Origin of the sequence: Flavobacterium sp. FlaQc-49 (assembly GCF_044005985.1) — a bacterium.
Lineage (GTDB): Bacteria > Bacteroidota > Bacteroidia > Flavobacteriales > Flavobacteriaceae > Flavobacterium > Flavobacterium cupriresistens.
On the sequence record NZ_JBIPCS010000002.1, the window covers coordinates 424,136 to 440,985 of the forward strand.

Annotated in this window: 16 protein-coding genes; 15 read left to right on the forward strand and 1 reads right to left on the reverse strand. The window is 36.4% G+C overall.

Annotation, left to right across the window (positions count from 1 at the left end):
- Positions 1 to 7: 7 nt before the first annotated feature.
- The 12 genes from ACHRV3_RS05040 (at position 8) to ACHRV3_RS05095 (ending at position 12,938) form a co-directional block, all read left to right on the forward strand.
- Positions 8 to 1,513 (forward strand): sodium:solute symporter, encoded by a 1,506-nt coding sequence (locus ACHRV3_RS05040; protein WP_395433545.1) that lies wholly within the window; start codon positions 8 to 10, stop codon positions 1,511 to 1,513.
- 77 nt (positions 1,514 to 1,590) lie between these two features.
- Positions 1,591 to 2,799 (forward strand): anhydro-N-acetylmuramic acid kinase, encoded by a 1,209-nt coding sequence (locus ACHRV3_RS05045; protein WP_395433546.1) that lies wholly within the window; start codon positions 1,591 to 1,593, stop codon positions 2,797 to 2,799.
- Positions 2,800 to 2,948: 149 nt separating this feature from the next.
- Positions 2,949 to 4,217: an acyltransferase family protein gene (locus ACHRV3_RS05050; protein WP_395433547.1), complete on the forward strand. Its 1,269-nt coding sequence runs from the start codon at positions 2,949 to 2,951 to the stop codon at positions 4,215 to 4,217.
- Between the two features lie 69 nt (positions 4,218 to 4,286).
- Complete coding sequence (locus tag ACHRV3_RS05055; RefSeq protein WP_395433548.1) at positions 4,287 to 5,816, forward strand: glycoside hydrolase family 10 protein; 1,530 nt, start codon at positions 4,287 to 4,289, stop codon at positions 5,814 to 5,816.
- A gap of 202 nt (positions 5,817 to 6,018) precedes the next feature.
- A complete protein-coding gene (locus tag ACHRV3_RS05060; RefSeq protein ID WP_047778220.1) occupies positions 6,019 to 7,590 on the forward strand; it encodes a glycoside hydrolase family 10 protein in 1,572 nt (523 codons plus the stop codon).
- Entirely contained in the window at positions 7,577 to 8,899 is a 1,323-nt protein-coding gene (locus ACHRV3_RS05065; RefSeq protein WP_395426811.1) for an MFS transporter, read from the forward strand. The genes ACHRV3_RS05060 and ACHRV3_RS05065 overlap by 14 nt, the downstream gene beginning before the upstream one ends.
- Before the next feature lie 22 nt (positions 8,900 to 8,921).
- Positions 8,922 to 9,263 carry a hypothetical protein gene (locus ACHRV3_RS05070; protein WP_230004925.1) on the forward strand — a complete coding sequence of 114 codons (342 nt, stop codon included), beginning with the start codon at positions 8,922 to 8,924 and terminating at the stop codon, positions 9,261 to 9,263.
- Positions 9,264 to 9,288: 25 nt separating this feature from the next.
- Positions 9,289 to 9,738 carry a GNAT family N-acetyltransferase gene (locus ACHRV3_RS05075; RefSeq protein WP_395433549.1) on the forward strand — a complete coding sequence of 150 codons (450 nt, stop codon included), beginning with the start codon at positions 9,289 to 9,291 and terminating at the stop codon, positions 9,736 to 9,738.
- Between the two features lie 2 nt (positions 9,739 to 9,740).
- Complete coding sequence (locus ACHRV3_RS05080) at positions 9,741 to 11,354, forward strand: glycoside hydrolase family 3 protein (protein ID WP_395433550.1); 1,614 nt, start codon at positions 9,741 to 9,743, stop codon at positions 11,352 to 11,354.
- 135 nt (positions 11,355 to 11,489) lie between these two features.
- Complete coding sequence (locus ACHRV3_RS05085; protein ID WP_047778213.1) at positions 11,490 to 12,128, forward strand: peroxiredoxin; 639 nt, start codon at positions 11,490 to 11,492, stop codon at positions 12,126 to 12,128.
- Positions 12,129 to 12,328: 200 nt separating this feature from the next.
- Positions 12,329 to 12,637 carry a co-chaperone YbbN gene (locus ACHRV3_RS05090; protein ID WP_047778212.1) on the forward strand — a complete coding sequence of 103 codons (309 nt, stop codon included), beginning with the start codon at positions 12,329 to 12,331 and terminating at the stop codon, positions 12,635 to 12,637.
- 43 nt (positions 12,638 to 12,680) lie between these two features.
- The gene (locus tag ACHRV3_RS05095; RefSeq protein WP_017495510.1) at positions 12,681 to 12,938 is read left to right on the forward strand and encodes a DUF6952 family protein; all 258 of its coding nucleotides are present in this window, start codon (positions 12,681 to 12,683) and stop codon (positions 12,936 to 12,938) included.
- Between the two features lie 140 nt (positions 12,939 to 13,078).
- Here ACHRV3_RS05095 and ACHRV3_RS05100 read toward each other — a convergent pair whose 3' ends face one another.
- A complete protein-coding gene (locus tag ACHRV3_RS05100) occupies positions 13,079 to 13,237 on the reverse strand; it encodes a hypothetical protein (protein ID WP_395433551.1) in 159 nt (52 codons plus the stop codon).
- Positions 13,238 to 13,501: 264 nt separating this feature from the next.
- On the opposite strand from ACHRV3_RS05100, the gene tpx reads away from it, so the two are divergent.
- Genes tpx through ACHRV3_RS05115 form a run of 3 tightly spaced genes read left to right on the forward strand, consistent with a single transcriptional unit; the run spans position 13,502 to position 16,845 of the window.
- Positions 13,502 to 13,999, forward strand: a complete 498-nt coding sequence (gene tpx, locus ACHRV3_RS05105; protein ID WP_047778209.1) for a thiol peroxidase — start codon at positions 13,502 to 13,504, stop codon at positions 13,997 to 13,999.
- Between the two features lie 8 nt (positions 14,000 to 14,007).
- Positions 14,008 to 14,382 (forward strand): diacylglycerol kinase family protein, encoded by a 375-nt coding sequence (locus ACHRV3_RS05110; RefSeq protein ID WP_047778207.1) that lies wholly within the window; start codon positions 14,008 to 14,010, stop codon positions 14,380 to 14,382.
- Between the two features lie 18 nt (positions 14,383 to 14,400).
- The gene (locus ACHRV3_RS05115; protein WP_395433552.1) at positions 14,401 to 16,845 is read left to right on the forward strand and encodes a DNA translocase FtsK; all 2,445 of its coding nucleotides are present in this window, start codon (positions 14,401 to 14,403) and stop codon (positions 16,843 to 16,845) included.
- The last annotated feature ends 5 nt before the right edge of the window (positions 16,846 to 16,850 follow it).

Here is a 16,850-nt window from a genome sequence, read left to right on the forward strand (position 1 = left end):
CTAAAAGATGTCATCAGGTACAATTCTAATTTTTATCGTAGTCTATTTTGGTCTTTTGTTTTTTATATCGCATACCATTAGTAAAAAAGGACAAGACAATGACTCTTTTTTTAAAGCGAATAAAAACTCCAAATGGTACTTAGTGGCTTTTGGAATGATCGGGACTTCGCTCTCGGGACTTACTTTTATTTCTGTTCCCGGTGAAGTTGGATCGCCAAACGGAGAACAATTCAAATATTTTCAGTTTATAATGGGGCAAGCCGTTGGTCTTATCATTATCGCCAAAGTATTGCTTCCGTTATACTATCGAATGAACCTTACTTCGATTTACAGTTATATCGAAAAGAGAATGGGACCAAACAGTTACAAAACCGCAGCTTCCATTTTTTTGGTAAGTCGTACCGTTGGTTCTGCTTTGCGTTTTTATTTGGTTATCCTTGTATTGCAACGCTATGTTTTTGACTACTATCACATTCCGTTTCCGGTTACTGTTTTTTCAGGTTTAGCTTTTGTTTTTTTATACACCTACAGAAGCGGTCTGAAAACCATCATTATCACCGATACCTTGCAAACGTTCTTCCTTGTCTCTTCTGTTTTTATTACCATTTATTTTGTTTTAAACAGTTTGGATTTAACAGCCTTTGAATCGATTTCCGCCATTCGAAACAGTAATTATTCCAAAACATTTTTCTTTGATGATTTCCTGACAAACAAATATCATTTTGCCAAACAATTTTTAGGTGGATTGTTTATAATGATTGCTATGGTTGGGCTTGATCAGGATTTAATGCAAAAAAACATCAGTTGCAAAAACATCGGTGAGGCACAAAAAAATATGTACACGTTTACGGTTATTTTTGTTACGATCAGCCTTCTTTTTTTAAGTTTGGGAGCTTTATTGTATATGTACGCGGACAAAAACGGCATTACAGTACCGCTGGATTTGGTGACAAACAAACCCAGAACGGATCTGCTTTTCCCTGAAATTGCACTGAATCATCTGTCAATAGTTCCCGCTTTCGTATTTCTATTAGGAATTGTTGCGGCCACTTTTGCTACAACGGATTCTGCTTTAACCGCTTTAACTACTTCTTTTTGCGTTGACTTTTTAGGAATGGACAAATCTGAAAACATTTCAAATCCTAAAAATGTAAAACGCAGACATTTGGTTCACCTGACTTTTGCGTTTTTATTCTTTTTGGTCATTATTGTATTGAATTCTTTTAATGACAGCTCGGTTGTAGCCTTAGTTTTCAAAGCTGCTTCTTATACTTACGGCCCATTATTAGGTTTGTATGCCTTTGGATTATTGCAAAAAAACAGAATCGTAAACGACAAATTAGTGCCTTGGTTCTGTATACTGGCTCCAATCTTGACGTATTTATTAAGTGAAAACTCTAAAGCCCTTTTCGGTTATGTTTTTGATAATGAATTGATAATCGTAAATGCTCTAATCACTTATGTCGGACTTTATTTCACCAGTAAAAAATCAAGCGAAAAAATATACTTTTAGACCAATTAACAGCAAAATAATCTAATTTTAGTCCTTGCAAATTCAACCCAAAAACAGCTCCCTTAAATTTAATTGTAATGAATCAGAACATCAGTAATCTCTACCAAATTGCACAGAAAGAAACGCGTACCATTATCGGATTAATGTCCGGAACATCTCTGGACGGGCTCGATATTGCTTTATGCAAAATTTCAGGAAGCGGAAAAGAGACTGTTGTTAAGTTGCGTGAATTTGTAACGGTAGATTATACCGAGGATATAAAAATTGAAATCCGAAAAGTTTTTGCTAAAAAAACAATCGATTTTGAACACCTGATTTTACTGAATGAATGGATCGGCATTTTACATGCTCAAATGATCAACGATTCCTTAAAAAAATGGAACATTGCTTCAAGTGCCGTTGATTTGATCGCCTCACACGGACAGACGGTTTTGCATGCTCCGAAATTCCTGCACCGACAAGAAAAATTCACCAATGCCACTTTACAAATTGGCGATGGGGATCACATAGCTGTCAAAACAGGAATCATAACACTTTCTGACTTTAGACAAAAACATATAGCAGCAGGCGGAGAAGGTGCGCCATTGGCTGTCTATGGGGATTACTTTTTATTTGGGGAAAAGGGTGAAAATCGTATTATGCTCAACATGGGCGGCATTGCCAATTTTACGTACCTGCCCGCCTCTCTAAATGCCGACGAAGCTTTTGTAACCGATACCGGAACCGGAAATACTTTAATCGACCTTTTTGTAAAGCATAATTATCCTGAAAAAAGTTACGACAAGGATGCCGAAATTGCCCAACAAGGAACCGTAAACCAGATCCTTTTAGTTCATTTAAAAGACAACGAATTCTTCCGTCAGGAATTTCCAAAAACAATTGGCCCTGAACTTTTTGGTTATCATTATGTTGAAATGGCTTTGTCCAAAAGTGGTCAAAATCAGATTACCGTGCCGGATTTATTAGCTACTTTAACTCGTTTTAGTGCTGAAACTATTGCTGAAGCTATTCAAATCTCAGTAAAAAATACGACTCATAAAATTCAGGATTTTAAAATTTATATTTCCGGCGGAGGAGCTAATAATCCGTTATTAGTGAAATGGTTGAAAGAATTATTGCCTTGTCAGTTTCATAAAAGCGATGAATTAGGAATTCCGAGTGATGCTAAAGAGGCGGTTTTGTTTGCTGTTTTGGCTAATGAAACGGTTTCGGGGAAAGCTTTCGATTTCGGGACTAAGGAAGGAATTCCTTCTGTTACTATGGGGAAGATTTCATTTCCTGATTAGGGATGGTTTGTACGGATTCGCTATTGCATATAATTTTTTAACACATAGAGACATAGCTCTTTTTTAAAGCTATGTAAAACTATGAGTCTATGTGTTAAAAAAATAATCACAGCCAGTGAGTAAACAATAAGCAGTAAAAAAATATTCTAATGAAAGAACGCCTAATTTCGATTGATGTATTAAGAGGACTCACCGTATTAATGATGACCATTGTCAATAATCCGGGGAGCTGGTCTACTGTTTTCCCGCCATTATTGCACGCCGAATGGAACGGTTGTACACCGACCGATCTCGTTTTTCCTTTTTTTGTTTTTATAATGGGAGCAGCGATTCCGTTAGCGATTCCAATGAAGAAATTCGATGGAGAAATGTTCGAAAAAATCCTGACCCGTTCCTTACGAATCATTTGTTTGGGATTGTTTTTAAATTTTTTCAATAGTATCGAATTCTTGGGACTTACCGGAATTTCGTTGTTAGTAGTCCGACTAGTGCTGACTTTTGCCGTGGGTTATGCTTTAATGGGCAATTTCTCTGCAAAAGTAAAACTGATTCTCGCTTTGGTTCTTTTCAGCTCCTTTTTGATTTTAGCTTATAGCGGTATAACTTCTTTTGCCCAAGTAAGACTTCCGGGGGTATTACAACGTATTGGAATTGTATATTTTTTCGCTACAATACTCTATTTGAAAACTTCAACGAGAACACAGTTTAGTATTATTGCTCTACTTCTTTTAGGATACTGGGCTCTTATGACACTCGTTCCCGTACCCGGAATGGGTCATCCCAATCTGAACGCCGGAACCAATTTAGCAACTTGGATTGATACTCTCTTTCTCGAAAATCACATGTACATCGCTACTAAAACCTGGGATCCTGAGGGAATTTTAAGTACACTTCCAGCCATCGCCACCGGTTTATTGGGTGTTGTAATTGGGCAAACTCTCGGCAGTTCTGTATCTCAAAATGAAAAAGCTAAAAAAATGGGCCTTATTAGTTTCCTTTTAATCGTTTCAGGATTACTCTGGTCTCTTGTTTTTCCGCTTAACAAATCATTATGGACCAGCTCTTATGTTTTATTTACTGCGGGTCTCGCTACTTTGTTCCTCACGATTTTATACTACATTATCGACATCAAAAAAATACAAAAAGGAACTAAACCTTTCCTGATGTGGGGCGTTAATCCAATGCTGGTGTTTTTTGCATCAGGTATTATTCCGCGCTCCTTGGCCATGATTCAATTTCCAAATCCAAAACTCGTTGGCGAAACAATTAATCTTCAACGTTACTTATACGAATTTTGGATCGCACCATTTTTCTCCAACCCTATGATGGCATCTCTCGCCGGAGCTTTGATCTATGTTTTAATCTGGCACGGTATTTTATATCTTTTTTACAAAAACAAAAAAATATTAAAAGTATAATACTGAATGAAAATTATACTTTTAATACCGTAATACTATAGTTTAATATAGCTCCCTAAAAACAGTAAAATGAATAAGAAACAGCACCTTCTATTTTCAATTTTCTCTTTGTTGTTGTTCGCAGGAACAATGAATTCACAAGAAAAAACAAGCCACCCTAAAAACGAATTTAGAGGTGTTTGGATCGCAACCGTTGTAAACATTGACTGGCCCAAAACCAACACCGACAATGTCGAAAAAGAAAAAGCAGATTATCTTGAACTTTTAGAGACGTATAAAAAACTAAATTTTAATGCCGTAATTGTGCAAATCAGAAGTGTTGGTGATGCTTTATATCCGACCGAACTGGCTCCTTGGTCACGTTTTTTAACCGGTAAAGAAGGTGTTCCCCCAGACCCGTATTATGATGCATTGGCCTGGATGATCGAAGAAGCGCATAACAGAGGTTTTGAATTTCACGCCTGGATGAATCCCTATCGTGCTACTTTCGACTTAAACAAAGAAATTTTGAGTCCTACTCATGACATTTTCCAACATCCCGAATGGATGATTGAATACGGCGATAAAATCTACTACAATCCAGCATTACCTGAAGTTCAGGAGCATTTAACCAAAATCGTAAAAGAAGTGGTCGATACCTATGATATTGATGCCATTCATTTTGATGATTATTTCTACCCATACGCCGTTCCCGGAAAAGTTTTCAACGATACCGATTCTTTTAACAAATACGGATCGGGCTTGACTCTTGACGATTGGCGCCGTAAGAATGTGAGCGATTTTATACACACGATTTCCACCACCATAAAAGCGAGCAAACCTTGGGTGCAATTCGGCATTAGTCCTTTTGGGGTTTGGCGCAATAAATCAGTCGATCCGAAAGGTTCTGATACACAAACGACTTCAACCAATTACGATGATTTATATGCCGATCCTGTTTTATGGATGAATCAAAATTGGATCGATTATATCGCGCCTCAATTGTATTGGAGTATGGACAATCCGAGAGCTTCTTATTCGAAACTAGTGCAATGGTGGGCAGAAAATTCGAACAAAACCCCTATTTACATTGGTCATGCGGCTTATAAAATTAAAGCCGATGCTGATAAAAGCTGGGACATTCCTACTGAAATCCCAACTCAGATTGATTTTTTAAGAGAATTCAAAAATATAAATGGCAGTGCCTATTTCAGCGCAAAATCATTCAACGGTAAAAACTACGATGTCACCCGTCTTTTAGAAGAAAACCAATACAAATATCCTGCACTTCCGGCTGCTGTTCCGAATTTAAAAAGAAGCATCACTGTTGTTCCGACTGTAAATAAATTTGCGAAAAACAGCGCTGCTTATACGTTTTCAATTCAATCGCCGTTGGATACTAAAGTTCGTTATATGGTAGTTTACGGAGCCAAACACGTTTCAAAAATCAATACTAATGATGCCAGCCAAATTATTGACAAAATAGCGGTTCATGTAGTTAATAACGAAATCACATTTTCGATACCTGCCAAAAAAATGAAACCGTATAAAGCTTGTGCTGTGACGTTTATCGATTATGCCGCAAACGAAAGTGCTCCGACCGCGATTAATTTAAAATAGAAACTAAAAACTCATTCCATTGTTCCGTCAAATAAAAGCAACATTCAATTCTTGATTTTGAATTTTGTATGTTTTTGACAAGTGCAAAAGAATATTAAAAGTATAAAAAACAACAAAAAACACCCGATAAATATCCTCTAATTATAATTTCTTATACTCATCTAAAAAAACTATTTTTGGTACCTGTTTAAAAAAGATTAAAATGCATAAAAACCAGCACTTCATATACTCTATTTTGTTTTTATTGTTCTTTGGAGGAACGATGAATTCTCAAGAAAAAACAATGCACCCCAAAAACGAATTTAGAGGAGTCTGGATTGCAACCGTGGTAAACATTGACTGGCCGAAAACAAATACGGACAATGTTGAGAAAGAAAAAGCAGATTATCTTGAAATTTTAGACACTTATAAAAAACTAAATTTCAATGCCGTAATTGTACAAATCAGAAGCGTTGGTGATGCTTTTTACCCTTCAGAACTGGCTCCTTGGTCGCGTTTTTTAACAGGTAAAGAAGGTGTTACACCAAGCCCGTATTACGATACTTTGGCCTGGATGATTGAAGAGGCGCATAAGAGAGGTTTTGAATTTCACGCCTGGCTGAATCCCTATCGTGCTACTTTCGACTTAAACAAAAAACTTTTAAGTCCAACGCACGACGTCTTCAAACACCCGGAATGGATGATTGAATACGCAGGAAAAATCTATTATGACCCTGCATTGCCTGAAGTGCAGTCACATTTGACTAAAGTCGTGAAAGAAGTGGTTGATAAATATGATATTGATGCCATTCATTTTGATGATTATTTCTACCCGTACACCGTTCCCGGAAAAACATTTAACGATGCCGCATCGTACAAAAAATATGGCGCAGGTTTAAGTCTTAGCGATTGGCGTCGTGCCAATGTGAGCAATTTTGTGCACACCATTTCTACCACAATTAAAGAAAGCAAACCGTGGGTTCAATTCGGAATTAGTCCGTTTGGGGTTTGGCGAAACAAATCTCAGGATCCAAAAGGTTCCGATACGCAATCGACCTCTAATTACGATGATTTGTACGCTGATCCTGTTTTATGGATGGATCAAAAATGGATCGATTACATCATGCCGCAATTGTATTGGAGTATGAATAACTCGAGAGCTTCTTACTCAAAATTAGTAAAATGGTGGTCTGAAAACTCTAACAATACAGCGATTTATATTGGTCACGCGTCTTATAAAATCAGAGGCGATGCTGATAAAAGCTGGAATTTTGCCAATGAAATTCCAACTCAGATTAATTTTGCCAGAAGCTACAAAAACGTAACCGGAAGTGCCTATTTCAGCGCCAAATGGTTCACTAGTAAAAACTTTGACATCGTACGTCTATTAGAAGAAAATCAATACAAATATCCGGCACTTCCACCGGCTGTTCCGAATTTAAAACGAATTGTAATCGATATTCCGGTTGTGACTGAATTTGTAAAAGACAGCTCTTTTTATACGTTTTCTATCAAATCGCCACTCAACACAAAAGTCCGTTATATGGTGCTTTACGGAGCCGATCATATTTCGAAAATCAATACCAATGATGCCACTCAAATTGTGGATAAAATAACGGTTCATGAAATTGATAATCAAATTACATTCTCTGTACTGGCTCAAAAAATGAATCAGTATAAAGCTTGTGCTGTGACATTTATTGATTATTTTGCAAACGAAAGTACCCCAACCACAATCGACTTAAAAAAGACATTTAAAATCTATTCCCCAGCTCAACCAAATGAAAACAGATAATAAACCCTGGTTTTGGATTCCACTTCTTAATTTTGCGTCGGGCTTGCCTTACGCTGTAATTATCTCTGTTTCGGTACTGATGTACAAAAACTTAGGGATCAGCAATGAAGATATTGGTCTTTATACCAGTTTATTATACCTGCCTTGGGTAATCAAACCTTTATGGAGCCCTTTTATCGACCTGCACGGAACAAAACGAAAATGGTTTTTAGCCATGCAATTTGTTATTTCACTTGCCTTTTTATTGGTTGGTTTTATCATTCCGTTAAATCACTTCTTTCTGATGAGTTTGGCTATTTTCTGGGTTGCAGCTTTTGCTTCTGCTTCGAATGATGTAGCCAGCGATGGATTCTATTTGTTGGTGCTACCAAAAGAACAACAGTCATTTTTCCTCGGAATCAGAAGTACTTTTTACAGACTCTCCATGTTAGCCGGAAACGGTTTAATCGTATTATTTGCGGGGCATCTGGAAAATAAATACGGCGACAATACTAAAGCGTGGTCGTATACCATGATTGCAGTAGGTTTGTTAATGGCTTTTATTACAGCATACAATTTTATTTTTACACCAAATAGTGAAGTAAATACGGCAGGAACGGCTAAAGAAGCACACGAAAAAAGCTTCGGTTCTGTATTTGCCAGTTTCTTTAAGAAAAAACAAATCGGACTGGTACTGACCTTTATTCTCGTATTTCGTTTAGGCGAGTCACAACTCCTTAAAATGTTAAGTCCTTTTTTATTAGATGAAAAAAAATTAGGCGGAATGGCCTTGAATACCGAATCTGTTGGAATTATATATGGAACATTAGGAATTCTTGCTTTAACAATAGGTGGAATTTTAGGTGGAATTGCCATTTCTAAACACGGCCTCACCAAATGGATGCTTCCGATGTTTCTGGCCATGCATTTGCCGATACTTGGTTTTATCGGATTAGCACATTTTCAACCCGAAGAACTTTTTCACCTGCATATAAACGCCTACTTTTTTGAAATAAACTCCCCTCTAAATCTCTATACCTGCATTACAGTTGTATTGGAACAATTTGGTTACGGCTTTGGTTTCACCGGTTTCATGATGTATCTAATTCATGTTGCTGAGGGCGAATCTAAAACTTCACATTATGCAATTGCGACCGGTTTTATGGCATTAGGAATGATGCTTCCGGGAATGCTAAGCGGTTATATACAACAATTTTTAGGCTATCAAAACTTCTTTATTTGGGTTTTTATCGCCACTATTCCAGGTCTTATTTTATCACGTTTTTTAATTTTCCCGAAAGACTTTGGGAAAAAAGCTGAAGAAGTTTAATCCCAAATCAAACATCTTACCTATGGAAACCAATGCGAATTTGCAGTCCGAACGCAATCTAAAAGGAGCTGAGTTCGAGAAAACAGGAAATCTTGAAAAAGCAGTTGAGTTATACGAAGAAAATGTTGCGGAAGGCTTTAAAGGAAATCATCCTTACGATCGATTGGCCACGATCTACAAAAACCAAAATGACATTGAAAACGAAATTCGGATTTTAGAAAAAGCAATTATTGTTTTTGAAGAAATCACCATCGAAGACCGATTAGAAGGTTTGCCAAAACTCTTTCGATTTAAAAACCGATTAGAAAAAGCAGTACATACCAAAACGCAGCTTGCCAAACAAAAGAAAAGCAAGCTAAAGTAAGAATAAATTTCACAGTACTTATATCATGAATAGCTTAAAAAGGACCGATTCAGATGATGCTGATTTCTTAAAACTGGTCGTTTTATTAGATCAGGATTTAAAAATAAGAGATGGAGAAGACCATGCTTTTTACAATCAATTTAATAAAACCGATACCATAAAACATGCTATCGTTTATTATGAAAATGGTGTTGCCGTAGCTTGTGGCGCTTTTAGAGAAAAAACCAATGATACCGTGGAAATCAAACGCATGTATGTGCATTTTGAACATCGAAAAAAAGGTATTGCTTCTATCATTTTAAAAGAATTGGAGACTTGGGCTGCCGAAGTACAATACAAGTACACCATTCTGGAAACAGGCAAAAACCAGCCTGAAGCAATTGCCTTATATCAAAAACAAAAATATACGATAACTCCAAATTATCCGCCGTACGAGAAAATGGAGAATAGTGTTTGCATGAAAAAGACTTTATAACAATGAAAACAACAGCTGAAGCCTTAAAACAAAAAGTGGGACAATTCTTTTTCCCTGCCGTTTTTATAAACGATACCGAAGAAAACATTCAGGAAACCGAACGTTTAATAAAAGAACACAACATTGGAGGACTGACTTTTTTTCACAGTCGTGCCAGTGCTGCAACGAATTATGAAAGCAAGAAAAAGGTTGTTTTTAACGACGACAGCTACGAAAAAATTAAAGCCTTAATTGTACGGTATCAAAAATGCGCTCCTACTCCACTTTTAATCAGTATTGATGCCGAATGGGGTTTGGCCATGCGCATCGAAAAAACACCTCAATACCCCTATGCGATTACGTTAGGTGCTTTGCCTGAAAACAAATCAGAGCTGGTTTATGAAGTTGGAAGACAAATTGGGTTAGACCTTAAAGCTGCCGGAATTCATTATAATTTATCGCCTTTGGCAGACATCAACAACAATCCGAATAATCCGGTCATTGGCTACCGCTCTTTTGGTGAAAACAAAGAAAAAGTGGCCCATTTTGCGCTGGAATATTTAAGAGGAATGTCGGATGTTGGAATTCTAGGTTGTCTGAAACACTTCCCGGGACATGGAAACACCAATGTAGATTCGCATTTAGGATTACCAGTTTTAAAGGAGAGTTTAGAAGAATTACTGGAAAACGAATTATACCCTTTTATCAAAGGAATCGAAAACAATGTCGACTCCATCATGATTGGACATCTGGCTGTTCCTAGTTTAAATGACGGAAAAGATACTTCGGCCACTTTATCAAAACCTATTATCGAAACGCTTTTGCGCGATCGATTGGGTTACGACGGATTAGTCATTTCGGATGCCTTAAATATGCACAGCGTTTCAAAACTATATGAAACAAAAGGCGAACTGGAATGGGAAGCTTTTAACGCCGGAAACGATGTTTTGTGTTTTGCTGAAAATGTTCCCGAAGGAATTCAGGAAATCTTAAAAAAAGCTAGTCCGGAACGCATCGAAGAAAGTTATAACCGAATCTTGAAATGTAAAGAGAAGGTTGGAATCTTATCTGAAAAAGAATTTGCTCACGGTGAATTAGATTTCGAAAAAGCAGCTGTTTTGAATACCAAAATTGCAGCAAATTGCCTGACCAAAATCATCGATACCTCGAATACGGAACAGGTTTTCGAATCAAAGAAAAACAACCAATTAGCCAAATTGAGTTTGTATAAAAATACAGAAAACAGCTTTTTTAAAACCCTAAATTCAAAATTAGCTTCTCCCGAATTTGCTTTTGAAAATTCAGAAGATTCTAATACCGCTTCGATTAAAAAAGAACTGGAAGGTTTTGAAACCATACTTATTTCTTTATTTGTTCCGAAAGCAAAACCAATGAACAATTTCGAAATAAATGACGAAGTAATCGTTTTACTTTCCGATTTGCTTCAAACCAAAAAATGTATTCTTTATGTTTTCGGTAATCCGTATGTTTTGCCTGTTATTCCTAATCTTTCGAAAGCTTCAGGACTTGTTCAGGCGTATCAGGATTTTGAAGAATTTCAAAAAATCGCAGGATTGCAAATTCTTGAAAACGGCGCTTGCAATGGAACCTTACCCGTAAATATTGACATTCAATAACTTACAAAGCACCCAATTCAAACAATAACAAAAACCTATCACTTAATAAATATTAATAATTACATATTATTGCAAACACTCTTACTTATACCCTACTTTTGCACCGAAATAAATTTTTAATTTAAAACGAAAAATATGTCTTTAGTAGGAAAGAAATTCCCAAGTATTGCAGTAGATGCTATCTCAGAAATGGGTGATAATTTAAAAATCAACATTTTTGAAGAAGCAGTAAACAACAACAAAAAAGTACTTTTGTTTTGGTACCCAAAAGATTTCACTTTTGTATGTCCAACTGAATTACACGCTTTTCAAGCTGCTTTACCAGAATTTGAAAAAAGAAATACTATCGTAATTGGAGCTTCATGTGATACAAACGAAGTACACTTTGCTTGGTTAAACACTCCAAAAAACAACGGTGGAATCGAAGGTGTAACTTACCCAATCTTAGCTGATACAAACCGTAACTTATCTAACATTTTAGGTATTTTAGATATCGATGCTACAGAATACAGCGAAGAAACTGATTCAGTAATCATCGAAGGTTCAAACGTAACTTTCAGAGCTACTTACCTAATTGACGAAACTGGAAAAATCTTCCACGAAAGTGTTAACGATATGCCATTAGGACGTAACGTAAACGAATATTTACGTATGGTTGACGCTTATACTCACATTCAAGTTAAAGGTGAAGTTTGTCCTGCAAACTGGGAAGCCGGAAAAGAAGCTATGAGTGCTGACAGACTTAGTACTGCTGAATACTTAAGCGCAAACTAAGAATATTAAATTCTAAATTTTTTAAAATTCCAAATTCCAACGGATATAAATCAGTTTTATAGTAAATTGGAATTTGGGTTTTAAATCCACAGATTTCCCTTCACAAAAATTCAATAACAATTTCAATAATCAAAGTTCAAAGTTCCCCCCTAAAAATTTGGAATTTGGAATTTAAAACATTGGAATTTAAAAAAAACAATATGTTAATCGACTTAAACGAAGATACGTTAGCAGATTTAGTTGCTAAAAACGAAAAGGTAGTAGTACAATATTCAGCATCATGGTGTGGAAACTGCCGTATTATGAAACCAAAATTCAAAAAATTAGCAACAGAAAATGACGCTATCACTTTTGTTTTGGTTGATGCTGAGAATTCTCCGGAATCCAGAAAATTGGCTAATGTGAGTAACTTACCAACCTTTGCCACTTTTGTAAACGGTAAATTGGTAAACGAAACACAAACCAACAAACAAGAAGTTTTAATCGAATTAGTGAACGAAATTGTTTAATTGATTTAACAAACAATCGATTTAACGAATAAACAGACAAAACATGAAATTACCCGTAATAAAACAATTAACGCAGTTTATAGAAGAAAATGATCAGGATTACATCATCGAAACGATTGAAGTTCTTGAGGCCATGACCGAAATTCCATCCCTAAAAGATGAAGAATTAGATGTAATTGGCGAACTAATTTCTAACATGTATGGTGCGTTAGAAGTACATAAAATGGTAGTTCAGGGAACAGATAAAAAAGAAGCTCTAAACGCGTTCATGAAACGTGTCCTGGGTTCTATCGACAAATAGTCGGCCTCTCTCAAAAAAAACAAAAAACATGACTGAAAAGTGCTTTCTTAATTTAGGGAGCACTTTTTTTTTATGCCCTCTTTTTTTAGTATTCAGTTTCAGTAGTCAGTCACAGTTTAGTCCTCGTCTACAATCTTAATCTAATAACATTGTTTTGCAGTTAATTCACAACCGATGTCTCCTTGATCGGAGTCGAGGGATTTATCACTTAACAGGTCTTCGACTTCGCTCAGACTGACACACATAAAATCTAAAACACCATCATTGTCCTCCTGAGCGAAGTCGAAGGGCTTTATCACTTAACAGGTCTTCGACTTCGCTCAGACTGACACACATAAAATCTAAAACACCATCATTGTCCTCCTGAGCGGAGTCGAAGGGCTTTATCACTTAAAAGGTCTTCGACTTCGCTCAGACTGACATTCCGAAAAACTAAAATCTCCCGTTTGTCCCCCTGAGCGAAGTCGAAGGGCTCATTTTATTGTTCCCACAACCCATAACAAATACTTTTACATTCAAATATTAATCCTTACTTTTGAACCTCATTAATTTAAACAAAAATCATGGCTTCAATAACATTAGGAGGAAATCCGGTTCATACTTCAGGCGAATTACCAGCAGTTGGTTCACAACTAGCTGATTTTAAATTAGTACAAAACGATTTATCAGTAGCTTCTTTGAGCACTTTTGCTGGTAAAAAATTGGTTTTAAATATTTTTCCTAGTGTAGATACAGGAACTTGTGCGACTTCTGTTAGAAAATTCAACGAAAGCGCCAGTACTTTAGAAAATACTACCGTTTTATGTATTTCAAGAGATTTACCATTTGCTCAAAAACGTTTTTGTGGTGCTGAAGGATTAGAAAATGTGGTTAACTTATCTGATTTTCAAGCAGGTGATTTTGGTAAAAGCAATGGTTTAGAAATCGTTGACGGACCATTAGCCGGTTTACACTCAAGAGCCATTATCGTTGTAGATGCTGATGGAAAAATTACGCACACAGAACAGGTTGCTGAAATTGCAAACGAACCAAATTACGAAGCCGCTTTAGCAGCACTATAAATCACAGAATGGAATTCCAAAAAGACAATACATTTGTTAAAGGCCGACTTAAAAGCGTAACTTACGCTTTTAAAGGCGCCTTAAAATTAATCACTACCGAACACAGTGTTATGGTACAATTTTCATTAGGAATACTAATGACTATTGCCGGTTTTTATTTTCATATTTCTCATGAAGAATGGCTTTTTCAGACCTTAGCAATTGGTCTTGTATTAAGCGTAGAAGGTTTAAACACTGCTGTAGAAAAAGTAGCTGATTTTATTCACCCAAATTACCACGAAAGAATCGGTTTTATTAAAGATATTGCTGCCGGAGCGGTATTTTTTGCCGCAATGACAGCGATCGCAATAGGACTGATCATTTACATCCCAAAATTCATATAGGCAACAGGAAACGCAAGAATGGCAAGAACAACAAAAAAAGAAACTTTAGATAAAAAAAACGAGCCAAAGGCTGAGACTTCAAGACACTGGAGACCAAACAAACAACAACGGTTTGTTATAGGCTGCCTTCTGGTCTTGTTTTCTATTGCATTACTAGTTGCATTTATTTCCTTTTATATTAATGGACAATCGGACCAAAGTGCCGTTAGTGAACTCGGCGACCGCTCTGAGGTAGTGCAAAACTGGCTGGGGAAATTTGGAGCCTTTTTATCCGACATCATCGTTTACAAAGGATTTGGATTAGCCGCTTTTATTTTTGTACGACTCTTTTTCCTGACCGGAATGTTTTTAGCCTTAGAATTATCTTTGAAAAAACTAAAAAACATTTGGTTCTGGGATTTGTTTGCCATCATTATTGTTTCTGTTTTATTTGGATTCTTTGCTACTTCTGCACCCGAATTGGGTGGAACTATTGGCTATGAGTTGAATTTATTTTCACAAGATTATATCGGAAAAACAGGTACTTTACTCGCCTTGCTTTTTGGATTAATTATATACCTGATTTTCAAAATAAAACTGTCTCCGGAAAAGATTCAGTCTTATTTTGATTCTACAAAAAATGAAATCAAATCTGAATTAAATGCTCTTAAAACTCAGCCTAAAACGGAAAACGCCTACAATCTGGAGGAATTTGCTGTTGAAGAACCTGATGAAGAATTAGATACCATTCATTTAAAAACAAATGAGTCTCAATTTGAAATTAACAAAGAAGCGTTAAAACCAACCATTTCAAATTCTTCTGAAATTGATTTGAACCCGGTTGTGAAACCGCTTCAAATGAACATCAACCCAACAACAGAAACACCGGTACATGCCGAAGAATTTGTTATTGAAACTCCCGAAGAAGAAGACATAATCGAAGAAAATCTGGCTTCCCGTCTGGTAGCTGATTTTGGTTTATTTGACCCTACTTTAGATTTGTCTAATTATAAATTCCCAACTATCGATTTATTAAAAGAATATTCGACAGGCGGAATTACCATTAATCAGGAAGAATTAGAAGAAAATAAAAACAAAATTGTAGACACCCTTCGTAACTACAAAATTGAAATTGCTCAGATCAAAGCAACGGTTGGCCCATCGGTAACTTTATACGAAATTGTACCGGAGGCCGGAATCAGAATCTCTAAAATCAAAAGTTTAGAAGATGATATTGCCTTGTCTCTGTCTGCATTAGGAATCCGTATTATTGCACCAATTCCAGGAAAAGGAACTATCGGTATTGAGGTTCCGAACAAAAACCCTACAACTGTATCGATGAAAAGTGTAATTGGTTCTGCTAAATTTCAGGAAGCTGAAATGGAATTGCCAATTGCTTTAGGAAAAACCATTTCTAACGAAACTTTTGTTGTCGATTTAGCGAAAATGCCTCACTTATTGATGGCAGGAGCTACAGGACAAGGAAAATCGGTTGGACTGAATGCAGTATTGACTTCTCTTTTATACAAAAAACATCCGGCTGAAGTAAAATTTGTTTTGGTCGATCCGAAAAAAGTAGAACTTACTTTATTCAATAAAATCGAAAGACATTATTTAGCCAAACTTCCTGATACCGAAGACGCTATTATCACTGACAATGCAAAAGTAGTCAACACTTTAAACTCTCTTTGTGTTGAGATGGACAATCGTTATTCGTTATTAAAAGATGCGATGGTTCGTAATATTAAGGAATACAACGATAAGTTTAAAGCCCGAAAATTAAATCCGGAAGCAGGACACCGCTTTTTACCGTACATCGTTTTGGTGGTGGATGAGTTTGCCGATTTGATTATGACTGCCGGAAAAGAAGTCGAAATTCCGATTGCGCGTTTGGCACAGCTGGCACGTGCTATTGGTATTCACTTAATTATCGCCACACAAAGACCATCTGTTAACGTTATTACAGGTTTAATTAAAGCCAACTTCCCTGCAAGAATCGCTTTTAGAGTAACTTCTAAAATTGACTCGAGAACAATTCTTGACACTCAGGGTGCAGATCAATTAATTGGACGAGGAGATTTATTGTATACTAACGGAAATGATGTGGTACGTGTTCAATGTGCTTTCATCGACACTCCAGAGGTTGAAAAAATCACTGATTTTATTGGTGGACAAAAAGCGTATGCCACTGCTTATTTACTTCCTGAGTTCATTGGGGAAGAAAATGGCATTAATCTTGATATGGATATCTCCGAAAGAGACACTTTATTCAGAGAAGCTGCTGAGATTATTGTTAATGCTCAGCAAGGTTCCGCTTCCTTATTGCAAAGAAAACTAAAACTAGGTTACAACAGAGCGGGTCGTTTAATCGACCAGCTGGAAGCAGCCGGTATTGTTGGACCTTTTGAAGGCAGTAAAGCACGAAGCGTAAACATCTCAGATTTAAGTGCTCTTGATCAATTTTTTAATAATGAACAAAATTAACCCCA

Excerpts from the sequence above, each read along its gene's own strand:
- ACHRV3_RS05040 (WP_395433545.1), top strand. The coding sequence starts at position 8 with ATGTCATCAGGTACAATTCTAATTTTTATCGTAGTCTATTTTGGTCTT.
- ACHRV3_RS05045 (WP_395433546.1), top strand. The coding sequence starts at position 1,591 with ATGAATCAGAACATCAGTAATCTCTACCAAATTGCACAGAAAGAAACG.
- ACHRV3_RS05050 (WP_395433547.1), top strand. The coding sequence starts at position 2,949 with ATGAAAGAACGCCTAATTTCGATTGATGTATTAAGAGGACTCACCGTA.
- ACHRV3_RS05055 (WP_395433548.1), top strand. The coding sequence starts at position 4,287 with ATGAATAAGAAACAGCACCTTCTATTTTCAATTTTCTCTTTGTTGTTG.
- ACHRV3_RS05060 (WP_047778220.1), top strand. The coding sequence starts at position 6,019 with ATGCATAAAAACCAGCACTTCATATACTCTATTTTGTTTTTATTGTTC.
- ACHRV3_RS05065 (WP_395426811.1), top strand. The coding sequence starts at position 7,577 with ATGAAAACAGATAATAAACCCTGGTTTTGGATTCCACTTCTTAATTTT.
- ACHRV3_RS05070 (WP_230004925.1), top strand. The coding sequence starts at position 8,922 with ATGGAAACCAATGCGAATTTGCAGTCCGAACGCAATCTAAAAGGAGCT.
- ACHRV3_RS05075 (WP_395433549.1), top strand. The coding sequence starts at position 9,289 with ATGAATAGCTTAAAAAGGACCGATTCAGATGATGCTGATTTCTTAAAA.
- ACHRV3_RS05080 (WP_395433550.1), top strand. The coding sequence starts at position 9,741 with ATGAAAACAACAGCTGAAGCCTTAAAACAAAAAGTGGGACAATTCTTT.
- ACHRV3_RS05085 (WP_047778213.1), top strand. The coding sequence starts at position 11,490 with ATGTCTTTAGTAGGAAAGAAATTCCCAAGTATTGCAGTAGATGCTATC.
- ACHRV3_RS05090 (WP_047778212.1), top strand. The coding sequence starts at position 12,329 with ATGTTAATCGACTTAAACGAAGATACGTTAGCAGATTTAGTTGCTAAA.
- ACHRV3_RS05095 (WP_017495510.1), top strand. The coding sequence starts at position 12,681 with ATGAAATTACCCGTAATAAAACAATTAACGCAGTTTATAGAAGAAAAT.
- tpx (WP_047778209.1), top strand. The coding sequence starts at position 13,502 with ATGGCTTCAATAACATTAGGAGGAAATCCGGTTCATACTTCAGGCGAA.
- ACHRV3_RS05110 (WP_047778207.1), top strand. The coding sequence starts at position 14,008 with ATGGAATTCCAAAAAGACAATACATTTGTTAAAGGCCGACTTAAAAGC.
- ACHRV3_RS05115 (WP_395433552.1), top strand. The coding sequence starts at position 14,401 with ATGGCAAGAACAACAAAAAAAGAAACTTTAGATAAAAAAAACGAGCCA.